This is a genomic window from Paenibacillus tengchongensis (assembly GCF_008973665.1).
GTDB lineage: Bacteria > Bacillota > Bacilli > Paenibacillales > Paenibacillaceae > Paenibacillus_AQ > Paenibacillus_AQ tengchongensis.
This window is the reverse complement of record NZ_WACP01000004.1, coordinates 173,028-193,096: the sequence shown is the minus strand read 5'-3', so window position 1 is coordinate 193,096 and position 20,069 is coordinate 173,028. Positions and strand designations below refer to the sequence as shown.

General features: G+C 57.2%; 20 protein-coding genes. 1 reads left to right on the top strand and 19 read right to left on the bottom strand.

Annotation, left to right across the window (positions count from 1 at the left end):
- Positions 1-8: 8 nt before the first annotated feature.
- The gene (locus tag F1381_RS08585) at positions 9-1,301 is read right to left on the bottom strand and encodes an AI-2E family transporter (RefSeq protein WP_151734414.1); all 1,293 of its coding nucleotides are present in this window, start codon (positions 1,299-1,301) and stop codon (positions 9-11) included.
- A 179-nt stretch (positions 1,302-1,480) separates the two neighbouring features.
- Positions 1,481-1,837 carry a (2Fe-2S) ferredoxin domain-containing protein gene (locus F1381_RS08580; protein ID WP_151734413.1) on the bottom strand — a complete coding sequence of 119 codons (357 nt, stop codon included), beginning with the start codon at positions 1,835-1,837 and terminating at the stop codon, positions 1,481-1,483.
- A gap of 211 nt (positions 1,838-2,048) precedes the next feature.
- Here F1381_RS08580 and F1381_RS08575 point away from each other — a divergent pair, with 211 nt between their 5' ends.
- Positions 2,049-2,276: a YczF family membrane protein gene (locus tag F1381_RS08575; RefSeq protein WP_151734412.1), complete on the top strand. Its 228-nt coding sequence runs from the start codon at positions 2,049-2,051 to the stop codon at positions 2,274-2,276.
- 1 nt (position 2,277) lies between these two features.
- On the opposite strand, the gene F1381_RS08570 is transcribed toward F1381_RS08575, so the two are convergent.
- The 17 genes from F1381_RS08570 to F1381_RS08490 all read right to left on the bottom strand — a co-directional run bounded on the left by F1381_RS08570 (position 2,278) and on the right by F1381_RS08490 (position 20,011).
- Positions 2,278-3,375 (bottom strand): GerAB/ArcD/ProY family transporter, encoded by a 1,098-nt coding sequence (locus F1381_RS08570; protein WP_151734411.1) that lies wholly within the window; start codon positions 3,373-3,375, stop codon positions 2,278-2,280.
- Positions 3,376-3,405: 30 nt separating this feature from the next.
- Positions 3,406-4,611 (bottom strand): Ger(x)C family spore germination protein, encoded by a 1,206-nt coding sequence (locus tag F1381_RS08565; protein ID WP_151734410.1) that lies wholly within the window; start codon positions 4,609-4,611, stop codon positions 3,406-3,408.
- On the bottom strand, positions 4,608-6,155 hold the full coding sequence (locus F1381_RS08560) for a spore germination protein (RefSeq protein ID WP_151734409.1): 1,548 nt from the start codon (positions 6,153-6,155) through the stop codon (positions 4,608-4,610). The genes F1381_RS08565 and F1381_RS08560 overlap by 4 nt, the downstream gene beginning before the upstream one ends.
- 303 nt (positions 6,156-6,458) lie before the next feature.
- A complete protein-coding gene (locus F1381_RS08555) occupies positions 6,459-7,496 on the bottom strand; it encodes an NAD(P)/FAD-dependent oxidoreductase (RefSeq protein WP_151734408.1) in 1,038 nt (345 codons plus the stop codon).
- Positions 7,497-7,540: 44 nt separating this feature from the next.
- A complete protein-coding gene (locus tag F1381_RS08550) occupies positions 7,541-8,575 on the bottom strand; it encodes a FecCD family ABC transporter permease (RefSeq protein WP_151734407.1) in 1,035 nt (344 codons plus the stop codon).
- Positions 8,576-8,577: 2 nt separating this feature from the next.
- Positions 8,578-9,636 carry a FecCD family ABC transporter permease gene (locus F1381_RS08545; RefSeq protein WP_151734406.1) on the bottom strand — a complete coding sequence of 353 codons (1,059 nt, stop codon included), beginning with the start codon at positions 9,634-9,636 and terminating at the stop codon, positions 8,578-8,580.
- Between the two features lie 209 nt (positions 9,637-9,845).
- Positions 9,846-10,076, bottom strand: a complete 231-nt coding sequence (locus F1381_RS08540; RefSeq protein ID WP_151734405.1) for a hypothetical protein — start codon at positions 10,074-10,076, stop codon at positions 9,846-9,848.
- A 93-nt stretch (positions 10,077-10,169) separates the two neighbouring features.
- Positions 10,170-10,916 carry a metallophosphoesterase family protein gene (locus F1381_RS08535; RefSeq protein WP_246187958.1) on the bottom strand — a complete coding sequence of 249 codons (747 nt, stop codon included), beginning with the start codon at positions 10,914-10,916 and terminating at the stop codon, positions 10,170-10,172.
- Positions 10,917-11,013: 97 nt separating this feature from the next.
- Positions 11,014-12,606, bottom strand: coding sequence for a sigma-70 family RNA polymerase sigma factor (locus F1381_RS08530; protein ID WP_151734403.1), 1,593 nt, complete (start codon positions 12,604-12,606; stop codon positions 11,014-11,016).
- 331 nt (positions 12,607-12,937) lie between these two features.
- On the bottom strand, positions 12,938-13,690 hold the full coding sequence (gene sigF / locus F1381_RS08525) for an RNA polymerase sporulation sigma factor SigF (protein ID WP_150270895.1): 753 nt from the start codon (positions 13,688-13,690) through the stop codon (positions 12,938-12,940).
- 11 nt (positions 13,691-13,701) lie between these two features.
- Positions 13,702-14,154 carry an anti-sigma F factor gene (gene spoIIAB / locus F1381_RS08520; RefSeq protein WP_425495260.1) on the bottom strand — a complete coding sequence of 151 codons (453 nt, stop codon included), beginning with the start codon at positions 14,152-14,154 and terminating at the stop codon, positions 13,702-13,704.
- A complete protein-coding gene (gene spoIIAA, locus F1381_RS08515) occupies positions 14,154-14,507 on the bottom strand; it encodes an anti-sigma F factor antagonist (RefSeq protein ID WP_151734401.1) in 354 nt (117 codons plus the stop codon). Before spoIIAA ends, spoIIAB begins: the two co-directional genes overlap by 1 nt.
- 196 nt (positions 14,508-14,703) lie before the next feature.
- Positions 14,704-15,894: a D-alanyl-D-alanine carboxypeptidase family protein gene (locus tag F1381_RS08510; RefSeq protein WP_151734638.1), complete on the bottom strand. Its 1,191-nt coding sequence runs from the start codon at positions 15,892-15,894 to the stop codon at positions 14,704-14,706.
- 205 nt (positions 15,895-16,099) lie between these two features.
- Positions 16,100-16,525 (bottom strand): exosporium protein C, encoded by a 426-nt coding sequence (locus F1381_RS08505; protein WP_151734400.1) that lies wholly within the window; start codon positions 16,523-16,525, stop codon positions 16,100-16,102.
- A gap of 179 nt (positions 16,526-16,704) precedes the next feature.
- The gene (locus F1381_RS08500; RefSeq protein ID WP_151734399.1) at positions 16,705-17,667 is read right to left on the bottom strand and encodes an ABC transporter ATP-binding protein; all 963 of its coding nucleotides are present in this window, start codon (positions 17,665-17,667) and stop codon (positions 16,705-16,707) included.
- Positions 17,664-18,641, bottom strand: a complete 978-nt coding sequence (locus F1381_RS08495; RefSeq protein WP_151734398.1) for an ABC transporter ATP-binding protein — start codon at positions 18,639-18,641, stop codon at positions 17,664-17,666. Before F1381_RS08495 ends, F1381_RS08500 begins: the two co-directional genes overlap by 4 nt.
- Before the next feature lie 77 nt (positions 18,642-18,718).
- Positions 18,719-20,011, bottom strand: a complete 1,293-nt coding sequence (locus F1381_RS08490) for a M20 family metallopeptidase (protein WP_151734397.1) — start codon at positions 20,009-20,011, stop codon at positions 18,719-18,721.
- Between the last annotated feature and the right edge of the window lie 58 nt (positions 20,012-20,069).

The window sequence follows — 20,069 nt, the reverse complement described above, 5'->3', positions numbered from 1 at the left end:
CCTTCCTGTTATTTTTTTCTTTTTGGTGAGGCCGGAGCTGCTGGTGGAGCACTTGGAGCACTTGATGCACTTGGAGCACTTGATGCACTTGGAGCACTTGGAGCACTTGGAGCACTTGATGCACTTGGAGCCGCCGGAATCACTGTTTCTGCCGGAACCCGTGGTGCATCCTCATAAAGCCCCGAACGGAACCGGAACCACTGGAAAGCATGGGTAACCACCACTTTCAGCACCGCATATCCCGGTACGGCCAGGATGATGCCGAGCACGCCGAACATTTTACCGGCAAAAATAATGACAAAAATAATCGTAATCGGATGCACCCTCAGCGATTTGCCCATAATCTGCGGGGAGATGAATTTCCCCTCGATCAGCTGCACGGCGGTCCAGACGAACACCATCTTCAGCAGCATGAACGGCGAAGTCACAATAGCTACAATTAAAGCCGGCGTAATGGCGATGGCCGGACCCAGATAAGGCACGACGGCCGTACAGGCAGCGACAATGGCCAGAACCAGCGCATAGTCCAGTCCGATAATCAGATACCCGATATACAGCAATGCCCCGATGCAGCAGCTGACAATAATCTGTCCGCGTATGTAGGAAGCGATCTGATTGTTCATTTCCCGCATCACGCCCCGGGTCTGCGGCTGCAGACTGTTCGGCACGAAGCGCAGCAGATAGTCCGGCAGCCTTTTGCCGTCACGGAGCAGGTAGAACAGAATGAACGGGGTCGTGACGAGCGCCAGCACAGCCTCGGTGACCGCACCGACAAAATTGCCGACGCCGTTCACCGCATTATTGAGAAACGAAGTGCCCCAGTCCGTCACCTTGCTGGTCAAATCGCTGAAATCCGTCCCGACATTCTCTTGAATTCTTCCGTACAGATCACTGCCGGTCAGGTGGATGAATTCCTCCTGGATTTGCTCGCTGTATTTCGGAAAGTTATCGATCAGCCCCAGCAACTGGGTACGGATAATCGGGATAACCGTCAACAAAATCAGCGTTATAATGCCGGCGATCACCAAATACAGGATTACAATACCATAAGGGCGTTTGATCTTGCTGCGTCTTTCCATGCGGTCCACCAGCGGATTCAGCAGGTAATAGGCGATCCCCGACAGCAGCAGCGGCGCGGCCACCGTATGCAGAAGCACCGTAATCGGCTTGAAAATAAACGGCACCTTCGAGAATACCAGAATATTGATGCCGACCAGCAGCACAATCAGCAGTGAAACAACAAATTTGTTGTTCAAAAAAAACCTCTTGAATTTATCCGGCCAGACTTGCAGCCTCTCCATCAGTAATGGTTCCCCCTTCATCCCTCAGCGGCTCATGTATATTGTAAACACACCTGCTAATAGCATAGTGGGCGCAGGGGATGCAAGTCAAATTTCCGCGAAGCTGACACGGCAAAAGTAACCCCGCAAGCAAGGCTATGCCTGGAACCGGTGCAGGGGCGTCGCGGGCAGCTCCCGCTTCACTTTTTCTTCCCCTTGGTTCCCCGTTCATCCGCGGCGGTAAGCTTTCCATCATAGGTGTAGAGTACATGCTCGTCCAGCCGCTCCCCCTGCAGCAGCTTGCGGACAAGCGCTTTGCCTGCTTTCGGGGTCATTTCCCGGTACCAGACGCCATCGGGATAGGCGATTACAATGCAGGCATCCGAACACCGGCCGTTGCAACGCGTCTCCGTCGTATGGATGAGCGCTTCCGCGCCTTGCTTTTCAATCTCACGCTCAATGGCTTCTGCGACTTCTTCCCCCTTACGCTTCCTGCAGCTGCTCCCGCCGCAAATCAGCAAATGGCTGACGGTCCCCTGCAAATTCCACGTCGTCATAGCATCTTCCCCTTTGCTCTTGGCCTTTGCTCCCATAATACCCGCTCTGGCTGGCCAGGTAAACGCTTGAATCTTGAAGCAGCGGCCCGTTCGCAAAAAAGCAGTCTCTCGGGCGTGTAGCAGCCCGCAGACGCGGGAATAATACGGGAGAAACGACGGGTCTGAGCCGGATGACGAAGTAATTTTTGAATATAAAGGAGAGAGAATGCTTGTGAAAACATTGCTGGTTTATGTCATACTGGCCGCGCTAACCTGGTCGATGATCGTTGGCGTGGACCTGCTGGGAGGGCACAGCCTGTATAGCTCGATCCGTTCCATACATAGTGTGTTTGCAACGACAACGCTGCAGGAAGCGGCCTGTATCGTAATTTTTGTAGCGTTGCCCTTCGTCAATGTTCTTTACGGCGCGCTGAAGCGCAGCAGGCAAGGACGGCCGTAAATTACCGGTACAGCTTGAACCGCAGACGCAGCCGGTGGACCGCAAACAGCAGAATCGGAACAACCGCACAGGGAATCGGCAGAATACGTTCCAGGAACACCACCCCGTCGGCCATATGAGCCGGATAATTCTCCGCACTGACAAAAGAACTGAGCAGCACCACCACCCCCACCGGGAGCACCAGCTTTTGCAAATCCCTGATCCGGAACAAATCCGCCGCAATCGCCACCGCTGCATAGCAATAGACGGACATTTTGAAGAAGACGCCGATAATCAGGGTCAGAATGACAAAAGCGTCCAGCCGCTGGATGAAATTCGCCACATTCACCAGCGTAATCGTCGTAAACATCGGAAAGGTTGTCCGGCTGTAAATATCCGCTCCGAGCACCGACATTTCGATTGCATGTGTAAAGCTGAGCAGAAAGGAGCTGAGCACCAGCGCAGCAACCGTAACCTTGTTTACTTTTCGCGCAGACTTGAAATGCGGCAGAATGGTAGCGAAGCATACCAGCTCCCCGTAAGGAAAGATCCAGATGTTCGGATAAGCCGAACGCAGCGCCTCCAGCCACTCTCCCGGATGTACAGGAAACAGATTATGCAGCTTCACCAGACCGGCGGCAATGACGACGAAATTGCAGACCAGCCCCATGACCATGGTAATCATAAAGTAAATCTCCGCCGTCCGTGCAAACACCTCGATGCCCATATACAGAATGTACATAACCGCAATCACCATTATGGAATTAATGATGATGACCGGCGTCTTGTCATAGGAGGCCGAGATCAGCAGATCTCCTGCTTCCCGCAGGTTCCGCGAGCCGTTGTACAGTAGAACGGGCACAAACAGCAGACCGAGCGGCCACCCGACCGCCGGCCCGAGAATACGCCGCATGTAGCCGCTGATCGGCAGATCCGGGAACTGCCGGTACAGATAATCATAGATCAGGACAAGCAGCACTCCGCCGGGCAGCGCGACCAGAATGGATACCCAGACGGCATGCCCGCTCTCCAGCCCGATAGGCACTACCAAGGCCGTTCCCAGTTCAAATAGCACAATCATGGCAAATAACTGAAATGACCCTATACTTTCCTTTCTCATATCACGATTCTCCTGTTATTCTTCAGGCATTCAATTCTCCTGACCCATATACGTTTTGGTTCTCATCCCTGTACTGCGGATATAAGCCTCCACATGAAGATCCAGCCTTCCTTGGGCAAAAGCCTCGTCCCAGTGATTCATCACCTTCTGCCAGTCCTGCGGATGTGTACGTTTCAGCTCATTGCCGAAGTTAAAAATATCACACTTCATCCCCTGCGCTTTCTCAAACGCCTGCCTCACTTCCTGGGCGGTCTGCGTCTTCAGCGTCTCCTGAACCTGGTCCATGACTTCCTTGATGCTGAAATCAACGAACGCCCCCGCCTCACTTACATTTCCTTCCTCGCGGATTCTGACATGAAATACCGGTACCCCTTCACGGAGCTCCACCCTGACACCAGTTGAAGAATGAAAAATATTGACTGCCAGCTTTCCGCTGGCACCGGGAACGCCGATATCCATGCCAGTCTCCTTGATCTCGTCGAGCAGCCATTGCGTGCCCCGCGCATCCGTACCCTCCATCCATCCGGTCAACCGCCCTTCTTTCAGTACAGCCAGTCCGCTCATAATACTCCCCCCTTTAAAGTCGGATTGTTCCAGGCTCGATTTTTTTCTGCCTTCCCTGATATCTCCAGGAAGCATCACCCCGTTAACCGTGATATCGCCTTCTCCGGCAATCCCGCTAATCAGTCCGAACACATCGGTCCTCCGGTTCTCCCCCCAAACCTTTGCCGTATTCTCCACTTTGTTCACAAGTCCGAGCGAGGAGATGCTTTCTATGGGCGAAAGCATCTGCAGCAGGGATTCGGCACTTCCCCCCCGCACCACCAGCGCAGCCGAATTGAGCCGCAGCTCATGGGAGCGCTCAAAAATATCGAAGACATGGTTGATTCCCCGCCGGGCCAGCGGCTCGCCAATGGCCACCAGCTGGGTATGGGCAAAAAAAAGCTGCCGGGTCGCCCGTTTGGACGCTTTGCGCAAGGCGCCGAAGACCGTCCGGTCCGTAGCGGAGATGACGACGATCGCCGGCAGTCCGCTGCCCGGACTTACCGTTGTCGGTGTGGATTTGGGATTTACAATCTGGAAGGTAACCTTGTAATCCTCTTTGCCGGGAACCAGATCAATTCCGATGCCGCTGACGATCGCCAGTTCATTCAGCTCCCGGCTGTTGTAGCAGCCGGTCAGCGCGAGCATGGCGGCAAGCATGGCCGCCAGAAAGGAGCTCCCTCTTCTGTTCATGACGACCCCGCCCCCGGCTGGCGTCTGCCCCGCTTACTCCGGGTTAAACGCGGTCTGGTCTTCATGAAGTGCAGGGGCGAGCGCACAAATAAATCCTTCTGGTCCCCGGGTGAGAACGGCCCGAGCGGCGACATGTAAGGCACCCCGAGCGAGCGGAGGCTGCACATGTGGGCCACCAGCATCAGGGCGGCAATGGCAATGCCGTACAGCCCCATAAATGCGCCCGTGAACATAATGCCAAAACGCAGAAACCGGATGGAGAGCGCCATATTAAAAGCAGGCGTTGTAAAGCTGCAGATGCCTGTCAGCGAGACAACAATGACCATTGCAGGCGAGACAATGCCGGCTTGCACCGCTGCCTGCCCCAGTACCAGACCCCCGATGATTGACACGGTTTGACCGATCGGTGAAGGCAGGCGGATGCCTGCCTCCCGGATCACTTCAAAGGTGCACTCCATCATCAGCGCTTCAATGAAGGTAGGAAAGGGGACGCCCTCCCGTTGCGAGGCCAGATTGATTAAGAGCGGTGTCGGAATCATTTCCTGGTGGAAATTAAGTGCGGCCACGAAGATGGCCGGACCAAACAGCGAGACGACAAGACAGATCACGCGCAGCAGCCGGATTAATGTGGACACGTCGTAGCGCTGGTAGTAATCTTCAACCGTATGCATAAAAACAAAGAAGGTCGCCGGTAGGATCAGTACGAACGGGGTGCCGTCCACCAGCAGGGCGATCCGGCCTTCCAGGAGATTACCGGCCACGCTGTCAGGCCGCTCGGTATTGTACATGGTCGGAAAAGGAGAGAATTTGTTCTCTTCCAGCAGCTGTTCGATATAGCCCGATTCCAGTATGGAATCGGCCTCAATGTGCTGAAGCTTCTCCCGCAGATTAAAGACGGCTTCTTCCCTCGCCAGGCCTTTAATGTACATGATTGAAATGTCCGTACGGGTGATTGCCCCAAGCGTCATGGTCTCCAGCCGCAGATCGGGGCTCTTGATGCGTCTGCGCACCAGGGCTATATTGGTCCCCAATGACTCCGTGAAGGCCTCCTTGGAGCCCCGGATTGACACTTGCGTCGCCGCCTCCGAGACAGCCCGCCCTTCACCGCCGCTTGTCATGCCGCTGAGCGCTTCGGCGATTCCGTCGACTAGCAGGACCGTGTCGCCCGAGAGCAGCGCCTCCAGCAGAGTGTTCAAATCCCGGATGACTTTCAGCTTACCGATGCTAACCGCTTTGGTTTTGAAATAGCTGTATATATCCCCGGGAGCAGCCGGTATGCCTACGCCCTCTCCGGGGAATTCAAACTTCATTGCCTGCTCGATATAAGTATCGACCAAATTTTTGTCCGTAATGGCATTGATGTAGATGGCTGCGACTTGCACTTCATGGATCATGGATTTGTAATGGCGGATCACAAGATCGGGGCTGTTACCGAGTCTTGCGCGGATCTGCTCCAGATTCTCCTCCAGCACTGCTGACAGCGGCGGCTGTTGCCCGCCTTCCTTCTTTCCGTCCGGTGTGCTTCCCGTTTTGCGAATCGGCATCGTTCCGTCACCTCCTGCCCTTACTATTCGCCCGCCGGCGCCGCTTTATGCAATTCATGGAACCGGCGGGGAAGGATTGCCGCAGAGGAAAAGAATTCTTTTATCGCCGGAAGCTGCATATTCCCGTGGATGCGCAAACAACCCTGCGCATAGCAGACTCCTCCATGGGGACCGGTGCAGATACATTGCGTGAGCCCCGATTCAGGCATGAAAAAAGGCCGCCTTTTGCAGCTTCCACTGCAGTAAGTCGGCCTTTCGTTTTCAGGTTCACGATCCGGTAGACATCCCCGGATGATTGCGGCACTATTCCTGGGTCAGCCCCAGCGCCTTGTTCTTGTCTTTAAAGCGGTCGTTGTGCGACGAGACATAAGCTGCCTTTGGGGCATCGGGGTCCATGTAGAGTTTGGCGCTGTTCAGCGCCAGCACAGCATCGGTAAAGGTGCCGGCGATCAGCCGGACCTTGCTGCTGTAGTCGACGAAATCTCCGGCGGCGAAGACGCCCGGCAGATTGGTTTCCAGGCGGCCGCTGACATTGGCGCACCAGTCGCCCATATCGAGACCCCATTCCCGCAGCGGCCCGAAGTCGCTCTTCAGCCCGTGGTTGACGACGACAGCGTCTACAGGCAAAAGCTCCGTCTCCCCTGTCTCTGTGTGCTTGATCGTGACCGTATCGATGGTTTCGCCGTTGTCGCTGTGCAGATGGCTTACCGCATACGGCACCTTCACCTGAACGGAGGAAGCCTTCATCTTCGCCACATTCTTCTCATGGCCGCCGAATGTCTCCCGCCGGTGCACGATGGTCACGCTGGAGGCGATGCCTTCCAGGGCATTGGCCCAATCGACTGCGGAGTCGCCGCCGCCGGAGATCAGCACCGCTTTGCCGCGGAAGGGCTCAAGCTCCTGCACCGTGTAATGCAGATTGGTCACCTCATAGCGTTCGGCCCCTTCAATCTCCAGCTTGGCCATTTGCAGGATGCCGTACCCGATGGCCAGAATCACTGTTCTGGTCCAGTGGCGTTCTCCTGTAGATGAGGTCAACATATAGGTTCCGTCCTCCAGTCGCTCCTGCCCTACGATTTGCTGGCCGAGGACAATGGCCGGGTCGAAGGTACGGGCCTGCTGCTCCAGCTGCTTGATGAGCTCGCCGCAGAGGATCGGCGTGACTCCGCCGACATCCCAGATGACCTTCTCCGGGTAGATCAGCATCCGCCCGCCCAGCTCCTCCTTCGCTTCAATCAGCTTGGTCTTCAGGTCCCTCATTCCGCTGTAGAATGCTGTATACATCCCGGCGGGTCCGCCGCCGATAATCGTAACATCATATAATTCCAGTTGCTCACTCATGACTTTCCCTCCAAGTGATGAAATTTGTTCAGGGTCTTTCAGGGTCAGGCTTTGGTACGCGCCAGCAGGTACAGGAAATAGGGGGCGCCGATTACCGCGACGACGATGCCGGTGGGAATCTCCGCCGGCTGCATGATCCGGCGCCCGATCGTGTCGGCGGTAATCACCAGCAGGGCGCCGAGCAGGGCCGATACCGGCAGCATCAGCTGCGCTTTCGGGCCGACCAGCCGCCGGGCCAGATGCGGGCCGATCAGGCCGACGAAACCGATGCCGCCGCTGACGGCGACGCTGGCCGCAGCCAGGCCCACCGCAGCGCCCAGCAGGCGGAACTGCTCCTTCTGCACAGCAGCGCCGAGCCCGATTGCCGTCTGTTCTCCCAGATTCAGCACATTCATGACCCGTGCCTTGTAGATGACATAAGGCAGCAGGATTACCACCCAGGGCAGCAGGGATAATACGAATTTCCAGCTGGTGCCCCAAATGCTGCCGGCCAGCCAGGTGGCGACAAACTGATATTTCTCCGGGTCCAGGCGCAGCGTCAATACAATCATCGCCGCGCTGATCCCGGCGGCCACCGCTACGCCGGTAAGCAGAAGGCTGACAGGCTTAATCCCTTCATGCCGCTTGTAGGACAGCGCATAAATCAGCGCAGCGGTCAGCGCCGCACCAAAGAAGGCCATCAGCGGCATGACATAGACCGGCGCCGCCGAGGCTGTGGGATAAAAGGAAATGAGCAGCATGACCATCAGCCCCGCACCGGCATTGATGCCAAGAATGCCGGGGTCGGCCAGATCATTGCGGAAGACACCTTGCATCACAGCGCCCGAAACGGCCAGCGCCGCCCCGATCAGCAGGGAAATGACGATCCGGGGGAGCCGGAATTGAAACAGGATCAGCTCCTGCTTGTCTGTGCCTTTGCCAAACAGTGTATTCAGCAGCTCCATTGGAGCCAGTCTTATGTATCCGGTATTCATACTTAAGATAAACATCAGCACAACCAGTACGGACAGGATGGACAGTATAGTCAGTCCGCGTTTGCGTCTGCGGGTATGGTAGTCCTGTATTACGGTTCTCGCCATGCTCACAGCTCCCTTCTTTCCTTGCGGGCCAGGAACAGAAAGAACGGTACCCCGATCAAGGAAATAATCGCTCCAACCGGCGTTTCGGCGGGCGGATTCACCATCCGGGCCGCCAGATCGGCGAAGACGACCAGCAAGCTGCCGAGAACGGCAGAGCACGGAATAATCCAGCGGTAATCCACGCCGACCAGATAGCGGGTCAGATGCGGAACCATCAGTCCGATAAAGCCGACCGCTCCTACCACCGCAACCGAGGACCCGGCCAGTACAAGCACGATCAGCGAGCCGGCTACCTTCACAAGGGTCGTCCGCTGCCCCAGCCCCCTGGCCACATCTTCACCCAGGCTGAGCATGGTAACCGATCTGGACAGCGCAATGGACGCAAGAATCGCGGCGGCGATCCAGGGCGACATGACCTTCAGCTGCAGCCATGATGTGCCTGCCAGCCTCCCGGCATACCAGAAGGCTAAATCTTGCCCGATGCGGAAGTATAGTGCAACCCCTTCACTGAGCGCTGTCAGCAGAGCGCTGAACGCCGCGCCGGCCAGCACCAGCCGGGCCGGCGTCAGTCCGCCCCTGGCCATAGAGCCGATTCCGTAGACGATGCCGGCTCCTGCTCCTGCCCCGACAAAGGAATACAGAATCAAATACATGAACGGCAGGTTCGGGAAGAATGCAAAACACAGCGCCAGGGCGAAGCCTGCACCGGAATTGATCCCCATCAGCCCCGAATCCGCCAGCGGATTGCGGGTCATGCCCTGCATAATTGCCCCGGCAACGGCGAAGGCGGCGCCGATCATCACGCCGCCCAGTACACGCGGCAGACGAACTTCGCGGATCACCTGATGATCCGTCAGATCGGGATTAAAATGGAAGATGGCGGTCCATACCACGGATAGCCTGATATCGGCAGCGCCGAACGATACCGACACAGCTACACCCAGCACCAAAGCCAGCAGCCCGCCAACCAGGATCAGCGTTGCCGCCCAAGGTCGTGAGCGGAGCTTCAGCTTATCCGTCCTACGGGTGAGCCCGGATTCGGCCGTAGCCTGTGGATTCATAAAGGTCACTCTTTTCTATGAAATTGATTCTCATTATCATCATAATAAAGTCGATAACGGCATTTGACAATGGACAAATTTAATGTCCCTGCCGAAAAAACACCGGTTTTGTATAAACACCTTCTGCAAACACAAAACCCCGGCGCCATCCTTGTCGGATAGACCGGGGTTATTATGTCCCGCAGCTGTTTGTTTTCTGCCCATAATCTTCAGCGTGTGTACTCTTCATATTCGTCGCGTTCACTTAGACCGTTCACTTTACGGTACATATATTCATCATTCCTCAGCCGGTAAATCGCCCCCATTCCGCCGAAGATAAACACCAGCAGGATAATGAGCGCATAGGCATAGGTGAACTGGTTCAAGTAGAAGCACAGCACAACGCTGACGATACACAGGCCGATGAAGCCAAGGCCGATTCTGGACATGATTTTGCGCATCGGTAAGGTCACTCCTCTAATTAATTGAAGGAAGCATACCACAGGCTCCGCGAAAAAGATGTCGAACCTTGTTGACTTCACCGGCCAATATCTCTACAAATCCCTCCGCCCCTCTCGGGGCAGTACAAAATATTCCTCGTATCCGTTATCCTCTGCATCTTCGTCAATGGCAAGGGCATTCAGCCGGTAGCCGTAGGCGCACGCTCCGTCAATGCCAATCTTGTCACCCAGCGGACTGAACCAGATCTCTGCCCGCTGATGCAGTCCGACCGCCGGCGTATGGCCGAACACGACCGTCTTATCCGTAGAGAGGACAGGATGCTTATAGAAGGCTTCCCGGATCCAGAGGAAATCGTAAGGCCGCTGCGCCCTCCAGTCGGCAAGCTGCGGATCGATTCCGGCATGCACAAACAGATGCCTTCTGCTCTCATAGTACACCGGCAGGCCGTTCAGGAAATCGAGATGCTCCCGGAAGGTGTCTCGGATATATGCTTTGGCCCGCTTGTATTCCTCCCAGCCCGCCGCCTCAGAAAAGTACTCCGGGCCGCAGTAGCTCATCAAGGTATGGTAGCCGCCGTTCGTCAGCCAGTGCGTGTCCAGCTTGTCGTCGTCCTCGCTGCCAAGGGCGTCGCAGGCCATCTGGTCGTGGTTGCCCTTCAGCACTATGGCTCCGTATTGCTCATGCAGCATTTTGACCTGTTCCACTACAGCTCTGCTGTCCGGACCGCGGTCGACATAATCTCCCATAAGAACAAGCTTGTCCCGGGAAGGAGAATAATCCGCCTTGGCGAGCAAGGCATTGAACTCCCGGTGGCAGCCGTGGATATCGCTGATAGCCAAGATTCTGATGGTTATCCCCTCCCGTCCGTTCAGTCTATTATAACTGAAGACCGAACGGAAGAATACGAGGACCGAATGGCTCACCCGATGCGCTCGCTCAGGTGCGGACCGGCGCTCCGGACCGGCAATTCCAGCGCCACGGCACTTCATGCCCTTCCAGCCGCAGCGGGCCAAGCCAGGCGTCCACTCCCTGCAACGTCACCCGGTCTGCCTGCCCGCTTAATACCTGCTCGCCGGACCCGGTCAAAGCCACCTTGCGCTTTAAAAAATCCGGTACCGCGCGGAACATACCTGCTCCCCCTGCAGCTTCAATGCCTTCCGCTCCGTCTATATGAATCAGCGCGTGCGGCCCCTTTGCCAATAATCCGAAATAACGGAAGTATTCCAGATCCCCCATGCCCAGCACGTGAAGCTGATCGGTCACTTGCCGGAACAGCTCCAGCGGCGTATCCGCGCCGCCATGAATGGCTTCCAGCGTCGCCTGCTCCACAATGCCCAGGCCATTGAACACGGAGGGGAGCCGGGACAGATGGGCTGTGAAGGCCTCTTCGGCGTAAGGCAGCATGGCTTCCAGCCGCTTGCGCTCCCTATTCAGCAGATGAACCAGGTCCAGCGGGTCACTGGAAGCATACGCTTCCCATAACTCTCTTCCCAGCTTCAGTTCCTCCCGACCGATGGTCCGCCACGTTCCGGATAAGGACTGCAGCTGCCCGGGCGTGAGCTGCCCCAGTCCGTGGAACCGCTCGATGCCCGGAAATTCACCGATGCACAGCAGGCTCAGCCTGGTGCTGCCGAGCGGCCGCCCGCTGAACCAATGCAGCAGGAAGGCCAGCATGCTCTGGTCGAACAAATCATGCTCAAACCACAGCACTACCTCATCGTAACGCCTGAACCCGCCGAGCCTGCGTTCCTGTTCGGCACAACTGGCAAGATACTGCTCCTGCGGAATACCCAGTCCTTCCTCCAGCGCCTGGGCCCGCACCATTCGCTCCTGTTCCCCCGCGCCGCTGCAGAATACCGGTCCGTAAGAGTAGATTTCTCGCCATACCAGCACCTCGCCCTGGACAATGCCCTGCTTCAGCATGTCTCCAACCACATCGCCGTTTACAATATGCAGCATATTAGCCCCTCCTTCATAAAGCTCACCGAACATGGCCGCGGGATTGCTGACAGGCAGCGCCGCCTTCAGCTTCCGGCGTCCGTCGTACAGCCGCTTCTTCAAGACTGCCGCCGGTATGCCGAGATAAGCGGAGACTTCCGGCAGCGAATAGCCATAGAAGTAGAACAGCTGCACCGGCACCCGGAGCGTGGCGGGCAGCTCCTGCACCAGGCTGCGCAGCGCATGCGCCACTTCCCTGCGCTCCGCGGTCTCCGCCACATCCTCCTGCGTAGTTAGCGGCACCCCGCCGGCTTCGTCCAGCGTTATAACGGAAAGGCGCTTCCGCCGCAGCATCCGCTGGCACTGACGCACCACGATCGTCCTGAACCAGCCCGGAAACGCAGCCGGCTCCCGCAGCTTGCCCAGATTCAAGTAAGCCTCAAGATAGGCCTCCTGTACGGCGTCCTCCGCCAGATGCGCATCCTGCAGCCTGTCGTAACTGACCGCATAGGCCATCCCCCGGAAGTGCGCCATCAGCCGCCCGAACGCTTCTTCGTCTCCCGCCTTCACATCTTTCATCCATTGCTCCATCTGACTTTGCGCTCCTCTGGCTACATGTTCTTATCTATAAGTGCCGGGGTAGGGGGGAAAGGTTACAAGAAAACTTCAAGGTTATCACACTTTAGTAAGTCAACTAATTATATTGAATATTGTATACGGTTCTTTGGCAAGTAGTTCACTCACCGCAAAGACATCAGAGACTTACTGTATCAGAATAATGGTTGTCACCTCACAAAAAAACCGCCCCTCCCGAGGCGGTTCACCGTTCTTGCACCCGTCACATTCATTTCCCATACTCACTCATTGTCCGGCTTTGCTGTAACCTTCCAAATCCTGCGAACCGCCCGGTTACAGCTCTGCGCTACTGCGCAATCTGCTCGCGGATGTTGGCGAGGATCTTCTTCTCCAGCCTCGACACCTGCACCTGCGAGATGCCGAGGCGGCTGGCGACCTCGGACTGCGTCTGATCGCGGTAATAGCGCAGGTAGACGATCAGGCGCTCGCGTTCGCTTAAGGCTCCGATCGCTTCGCTCAGGGCCAGCTTGTCGAACCAGCGCTCCTGGGAGTCGTCGGCGATCTGGTCGATCAGCGTGATCGGGTCGCCGTCGTTCTCGAAGACCGTCTCGTGGATCGAGGTCGGCGGCTTGTTGGCCTCCTGGGCGAAGACGATTTCTTCGGGCGTCACCCCAAGCGCCTCCGCGACCTCGCCGATGGTCGGCAGGCGGTCCAGCGTCTTCGACATTTCATCCTTCATCTTGCGCACCTTATTGGCCATTTCCTTCAGCGAGCGGCTGACCTTCAGCGTGCCGTCGTCACGCAGGAAACGCTGAATCTCGCCGATAATCATCGGCACCGCATAGGTGGAGAACTTGACCTCATAGCTGAGGTCGAATTTATCGACGGACTTCAGCAGCCCGATGCAGCCGATCTGGAACAGATCGTCAGGCTCATATCCGCGGTTCATAAACCGCTGCACCACCGACCAGACCAGACGGATGTTGCAGCTGACCAGCGTATCGCGGGCCAGATTGTCCCCCGCTTGGCTAAGTGCGATCAGACGTTTGACCTCCGCATCGTCCAGATAGGTCGGCGGAGCTTTTTTCTCGGCATCCATGGCTCCAACCCCTAATTGTATAAAGCTTTTTTCGAGACGATGGTCTTCTTCATCGAGATGGAAGTCCCGCGTCCCGGTTCACTGGTTACCTCGAACTCATCCATAAAGCTTTCCATAATCGTAAAGCCCATCCCCGAACGCTCCAGCTCCGGCTTGGAGGTATAGAGCGGCTGCTTGGCCAGCTCCAGATCCTCAATGCCCTTTCCCTGGTCCTCAATGGTCATGTAGATCGTCTCGTTCTCGATGGAAGCCGAAATGCTGACCACCCCTTCGGGATTGCTGTCGTACCCGTGAATGATGCAGTTGGTGACCGCCTCCGACACCACCGTCTTGAGATCGTTGAGCTCTTCCATGGTCGGGTCCAGCCGGGAGACAAAGGACGCCACCACCACGCGTGCAAAAGACTCGTTCTCCGACAGGGCGGCGAACTGGACACTCATGAAGTTACCGGCATCGCTCCTCATCATAATGCAACCTCCAAATTCAAGAGCGCGGCGCTCTCGTCGTCATATAGGGACATGATCTTGAACAGGCCCGACATATCCAGCAGCCGTTTGACCGGTGCGCTGGCGTCGCAGATGGCCATTTTGCCGCCTTTGCTGCGGATGAGCTTGTACCGGCCCAGAATCACACCCAGGCCTGAGCTGTCCATGAACTGCAGATCCTTCAGGCTGAGCACTAAATGCTCGACCTGTCCCCGCATAATCGCCTCATCCATCTCCATCCGAACCATATCGGCGGCATGATGGTCCAGCTCTCCGGCCAGACGGACGATCAATACCCCCCGGTGATGCTCCATCTCCACATGTGTATTCATGCTTGCACTCTCCTCTTCACCTGCTTAGAAACCGCTTGTTCTAGCTGTTCCCCGCTTCAAGGACAAGGTTTCTACGCCGCAGCAGGGGAATCCTGCCCCCCGACAAAACTAGAAGAAAACCCCTAAGAATCAACAGATGCTTAGGGGGGAATCTACAAATTCTCTGCTGTCCGTCTGTTTATGTCATTCCGCCGGTCTAATCTGTCGTAAACATGGAGCCCGTCGTGCGCTTGAACAGCTTCCACCAGCCGGCCTTCGCCACATCTTCGCCGGCCTTCAGCTCATATTCCTTCAGCACGTCATTGCCCTGATAGACGATCAGCTTGCCGACGGTCTGATCTGCGGCGATTGGCGCTTTCAGGCTCTTCGGCAGCACCAGCTCATGGCGGATGCCTTCCTGGGTAATCCCCTTGCGCAGCAGCACACTGTAGTTCTCTTTGGCTACGATCGGCAGCTTGGTCTTGACGCCCTTCGAGATGTGCAGCGTGCCGATCGTCTCGCCGGCCTGATGGATGGTATGGGTCTTATATTGTGAAAAGAGATAATCGAACATGCCCGACACTTCGCTGTTGCGCGTCTTGGTGTTCGGCTCGCCGAGCACGACGGCAATGGCCCGCAATCCGTCGCGGGAGGCCGTTGCCGAGAGGCAGAACTTGGCCTCTGACGTATACCCCGTCTTGAGACCGTCAGCACCGGTGTAGAACCGCACCAGCTTGTTCGTGTTCACCAGCCAGAACGGCTTGGCCGTGTCTTTGCGCAGGTAGTCCTGATAAGCTCCGGTATACTTGATAATCCGGTCGTGCTTGAGCAGCTCCCGGCTGATGACGGCGATGTCATGCGCTGATGAATAGTGGTTCTTAGCCGGCAAACCGTTGCAGTTGGCGAAATGCGTATCCTTCAGCCCCAGCTCTGCCGCCTTCGCATTCATCATGTCGACAAAAGCGCTCTCCGAGCCGGCCAGCTTCTCGGCCATCGCCACCGAGGCATCATTGCCTGAGGCCATGGCGATGCCCTTGAGCATCTCGTCCACCGTCATCTCTTCGCCCGGCTCCAGAAAAATCTGCGAGCCGCCCATCGATGCGGCATACTCGCTGGTCCGCACCTTGTCGGTCAGCTGCAGCCGGCCTTCATCGATGGCTTCAACGGTGAGCAGCATCGTCATGATCTTGGTAATGCTGGCCGGCGGCAGCTTATCATGGCTGTTCTTTTCATAAATGATTGTGCCGGTTCCCGCATCCATCAGAATGGCGGAGCGTGCGTTCGGTGCAAGAGCGGCAGCGGCGGAACCGGCGTCTGCGGCGCTTTTGCCCTTCTCCTCCGCGTAGGCCCCCGCAGCCGAGCCCAGAACCGACACAGCCGTTAGCATGACAAGCAGAACATAACGCATTTTTCTCACAATCGTTCCCCTCCTGATCTTGACCTTTCATTATCACAGGTACTGTGTTCCAGTGTCGTCAGAACATGCGCAAATTATTCCATATGGCATCAAAAACGCGGATAACGCAAAAAGCTCTCTCCGCACATCCGGCAGGATGGCAAAGAGAGCGTCCGTTCAGTCATCACAGGGAGGGGAAACACGGGCGGAGCATGGTTTAGCCGCCGATGGCCATTGCGCTGAAAATTACGGGTCCGACAACACGGGCCTGGGCATTAGTGTCCTGGTTCTCTACGATCAGCTGATAGTTTTGCGTACCGGCAGGCGCATTGATGTCTACCATATGCAGTGAGATTAGCCCCCAGTCGTTGTAAAAGTTCTCAAGCTCCACCAATCCGTAGAAAATTTCCGATCCTGCCCGCCAGATCCGCACCAGCACATTGGGAGTATCCAGCTGGGCTTCTACACCAATTGTAGCTTTCAGCTCCACCTTATTCGGGTAATGGGCGGGATTGGCGGGATCGATATACACCGAGGTTACAGCAATTTCCCGACCTGCCGGTGAAATCGGAATCGGGAAGTTTACGCCGTTTGTGATCGGTGTAACGACAGTCGCATTGTAATCCAAGATCGTCTTTACCATACTTTGCTCACTCCTTTTCATAGTGTACTAAATTATATGAATCTAATGAAAAGGAAGCTTGTGCTGATCTATTGATAGAATGGCCTAATTGTATGTTAAAGCTGCAAGTTTACTAGATATGTACCGGAAATCACCTTAAAAGGCCATCCGCAGTCACTGGCGGATGGCCCTTCAAATAATCAATATAAATGGCAAGACACCTGATGCCCCGAATCCAGCTCGCGCAGCACCGGCGCCTCCGAGCGGCAGCGGTCCATCGCATACGGACAGCGCGGATGGAAGGCGCAGCCGGCGGGCGGCGTCTCCGGGTTCGGCACGTCGCCCGTCAGGACGATGCGTTCCTTCTTCTGCCCCGGCACCGGCGACGGCACCGCCGACATCAGCGCCTGGGTGTACGGATGCAGCGGCCTTGCGAACAGCTCCTTCGTCGGCGCCAGCTCAACCATCCGTCCGAGATACATCACGGCAACCCGGTCGCTGATGAACTTCACCACTGACAGGTCATGCGAGATGAACATATACGTCAGGCCGTACTGCTCCTGCAAATCCTGCATCAGGTTCAGCACCTGGGCCTGAATCGATACGTCGAGCGCCGAGACCGGCTCGTCGCAGACGATGAACTTCGGATTCAGCGCCAGCGCGCGGGCGATGCCGATGCGCTGCCGCTGGCCTCCGGAGAACTCATGCGGGAAGCGGTGCGCCTGATACGGCGACAGGCCGACGACCTCCATCAGCTGCTCGACCTTGGCCTGCAGCTCGCCGCCGCCCGCCTGGGCGTGCGTGCGCAGCGGCTCTTCGAGAATGCGCTGCACCGTCCAGCGCGGATCGAGGGAGGCGTACGGGTCCTGGAACACCATCTGCATATCGGTGCGGAATCTCCGCAGCTGCTCCGGATTCAGACTGCGCACATCGGTGCCGTTAAATGCTATTTCGCCTTCCGTCGGCTCGATCAGCCGCAGAATGGCGCGCCCCGTCGTCGACTTGCCGCAGCCGGATTCCCCGACGACAGCCAGCGTCTCGCCCTTCTCGACAGAGAGCGTGATTCCGTCCACAGCCTTGACGGACCCGACCTGCTTGCCGAAGAATCCTTTGCGGATCGGATAATGCTTCTTCAGGTTGCGTACTTCCAGTATAGTGCTCATAGCAATCCCTCCTGCTGCAGCAGACAGCGGCAAGTATGTCCCGGCTCCGTCTCCAGCAGCTCGGGTCTTTCGGTCCGGCAGCGCTCCACCGCCGCCGGGCAGCGCGGTGCGAACCGGCAGCCCGCAGGCATCTGGGCCGGATTCGGCACCTGGCCGGGGATGGAGGCCAGGCGGTCCTGGTCTTCTGCCAGCTGCGGCAGCGAAGCCAGCAGCCCGCGGGTGTAAGGATGGAGCGGACGGCTGAACAATTCATGCACCTCCGCTTCCTCCACCACCTGGCCCGCATACATGATGACCACCCGGTCGCACATCTCTGCGACTACACCCAGATCATGGGTGATCATCAGGATGGACATGCCTTCCTTCTCCTGCAGCTCGCGCATCAAGTCGAGAATCTGCGCCTGGATCGTCACGTCCAGCGCTGTCGTCGGCTCATCGGCGATCAGAAGCCGGGGGTTACAGACCATCGCCATGGCGATCATCACCCGCTGGCGCATCCCGCCGGAGAGCTGATGCGCATATTGCTCGGCAATCTTCTCCGGCCGGGGAATGCCGACCTTGCGCAGCATGTCTACCGCGCGTGCGTCAGCCTCCTTTTGGCTCAGCTTCAGATGGTACCTGGCCGATTCGGAGATCTGCCGCCCGATCTTGAATACCGGGTTAAGCGAGGTCATCGGCTCCTGGAAGATCATGGCGATCCGGTTGCCGCGGATGCTGCGCACCTCTTTCTCGGGCATATCCAGCATATTCCTGCCTTCGAACCGGATCTCGCCGGCGGCGACCCGGCCGATCCGCTTCGGCAGCAGCTGCATAATCGACAGCGAGGTGATGCTTTTGCCGCAGCCGGACTCGCCGACGATGCCCAGCGTTTCGCCCTTGCGCACAGACAGGCTGACGCCGTCCACCGCCCGGATATTACCTGCCGCCGTAGTAAATTCCGTACATAGCCCGGAAACTTGAAGCAGCTCTGTCATTCTGACCCCTCCTAACGGTTGCTGATACTCTCTCTGGACTTTTCCTTTTGGTCTTTAAGCGCTTCACTTTACTCCATTTAACCTTCGTCTCGTTCCACACCCAGATATTCCAGCGCCGTCAGCGCATAGACCTTCGCGCATTGAATGATCTGCCAGACCGGCGCTTTCTCGTTGAAGTTATGAATGGTCGGCAGCTCCGCCGGACCGTACTGCAGCACAGGAATGTTGTGGTTACGGAAATGGCGGGCATCGCTCGACGCCCACTGCAGTACGCCGTAGGCTTCCTCTCCGCTGACTTCGGAAATGCTGTCCACCAGGATGCGGACGACCGGCTCCTCCGGCGAGGTCCAGTTCGCGTTCCCCTGGAAGCCGAAGCCCTTCACCTCGGACTCAATGCCTGCTTCCAGTAGCAGCGAGCGTGCGCGGTCCAACACATCGCGGTAATCGACGCCGAATGGTACCCGCGAATCAACCTGCACGGTGCAGCGGTCGGCAACTACGTTAACCTTGGTGCCGCCGGTAATGGTGCCGATATTGACCGTCACATGGTCGAACACCTGGTAAGCGACCGAACCGTTGTCCTCGCGTTCCTTCACATAATCCTGGGAGATGCGAATAATCTCTTTGACCTCCTCGGGAAGGTTCGGACGGATGTCCCACAGCCGCTGCAGGGCCTCGATGCCCTTGGCCGCTTTGACAATCGCGTTCTCGCCGACCACCGGCGCCAGACTGCCGTGACCCGGCGTCCCTTCGACGGTGAATTCGAACCAGCAGCTGCCCTTCTGGCCAATGGTCGGATTCAGCGGGCCGGAAGGCTCCGCGATCACTGCGGCGGTGCCGTCCACCAGACCGCGCTCCAGCACCCACGGCACGCCAAGGTGGCCGCCGGTCTCCTCGTCCGGCACCACCAGCAGCGCCAGGTCGCCCTGCAGCGGCACGCCGAGCTTCGCGAGCAGCGCCATGGCGAAGATCAGCCCGCCAAGGCCGGCCTTCATGTCGGACGCTCCCCGGCCGAGCAGGTAGCCGTCCACGATGTCGCCGCAGAACGGGTCGAAATCCCAGCGCGAAAGATCGCCGGCCGGAACGACATCCGTATGGCCGCAGAAGATCAGCTTGTTGCCCTTGGAGCCGCCTGGACTGGCGGACTCCGACTTCAAGGTGGATACCAGATTCAGCATCGTATCGGTAGCCGGATGAACCTCCGTTTCAATTCCGGCCTGCTTCAGGTAATCGATGATAAACGCGCTGATCTCCCGCGAATCCCCCGGCGGGTTCTCCGAAGGAAAGCGGATCAGCTGCGAGCACAGCTCCAGCAGTTCCTCCTGACGCTCATCAATGGCGTTCAGAATCTTGCTCTTCCAGTCAGTCATTGCATCCATGCTCTCCTTTTTTAGGTCCTGCGCGCCACAGCGGCGGACGCCGTTAATT

What these genes read in the sequence shown, in the direction of transcription:
- F1381_RS08560 (WP_151734409.1), bottom strand. Translation starts at nt 6,155, where the DNA reads ATGCCGATTCGCAAAACGGGAAGCACACCGGACGGAAAGAAGGAAGGC.
- F1381_RS08550 (WP_151734407.1), bottom strand. Translation starts at nt 8,575, where the DNA reads ATGGCGAGAACCGTAATACAGGACTACCATACCCGCAGACGCAAACGC.
- F1381_RS08555 (WP_151734408.1), bottom strand. Translation starts at nt 7,496, where the DNA reads ATGAGTGAGCAACTGGAATTATATGATGTTACGATTATCGGCGGCGGA.
- F1381_RS08530 (WP_151734403.1), bottom strand. Translation starts at nt 12,606, where the DNA reads ATGGAGCAATGGATGAAAGATGTGAAGGCGGGAGACGAAGAAGCGTTC.
- F1381_RS08540 (WP_151734405.1), bottom strand. Translation starts at nt 10,076, where the DNA reads ATGCGCAAAATCATGTCCAGAATCGGCCTTGGCTTCATCGGCCTGTGT.
- F1381_RS08565 (WP_151734410.1), bottom strand. Translation starts at nt 4,611, where the DNA reads ATGAACAGAAGAGGGAGCTCCTTTCTGGCGGCCATGCTTGCCGCCATG.
- F1381_RS08510 (WP_151734638.1), bottom strand. Translation starts at nt 15,894, where the DNA reads ATGCGTTATGTTCTGCTTGTCATGCTAACGGCTGTGTCGGTTCTGGGC.
- F1381_RS08495 (WP_151734398.1), bottom strand. Translation starts at nt 18,641, where the DNA reads ATGACAGAGCTGCTTCAAGTTTCCGGGCTATGTACGGAATTTACTACG.
- sigF (WP_150270895.1), bottom strand. Translation starts at nt 13,690, where the DNA reads ATGGATGCCGAGAAAAAAGCTCCGCCGACCTATCTGGACGATGCGGAG.
- F1381_RS08505 (WP_151734400.1), bottom strand. Translation starts at nt 16,525, where the DNA reads ATGGTAAAGACGATCTTGGATTACAATGCGACTGTCGTTACACCGATC.
- F1381_RS08490 (WP_151734397.1), bottom strand. Translation starts at nt 20,011, where the DNA reads ATGACTGACTGGAAGAGCAAGATTCTGAACGCCATTGATGAGCGTCAG.
- F1381_RS08585 (WP_151734414.1), bottom strand. Translation starts at nt 1,301, where the DNA reads ATGGAGAGGCTGCAAGTCTGGCCGGATAAATTCAAGAGGTTTTTTTTG.
- F1381_RS08545 (WP_151734406.1), bottom strand. Translation starts at nt 9,636, where the DNA reads ATGAATCCACAGGCTACGGCCGAATCCGGGCTCACCCGTAGGACGGAT.
- F1381_RS08580 (WP_151734413.1), bottom strand. Translation starts at nt 1,837, where the DNA reads ATGACGACGTGGAATTTGCAGGGGACCGTCAGCCATTTGCTGATTTGC.
- spoIIAB (WP_425495260.1), bottom strand. Translation starts at nt 14,154, where the DNA reads ATGAGGAGCGATGCCGGTAACTTCATGAGTGTCCAGTTCGCCGCCCTG.
- F1381_RS08570 (WP_151734411.1), bottom strand. Translation starts at nt 3,375, where the DNA reads ATGAGAAAGGAAAGTATAGGGTCATTTCAGTTATTTGCCATGATTGTG.
- spoIIAA (WP_151734401.1), bottom strand. Translation starts at nt 14,507, where the DNA reads ATGAATACACATGTGGAGATGGAGCATCACCGGGGGGTATTGATCGTC.
- F1381_RS08500 (WP_151734399.1), bottom strand. Translation starts at nt 17,667, where the DNA reads ATGAGCACTATACTGGAAGTACGCAACCTGAAGAAGCATTATCCGATC.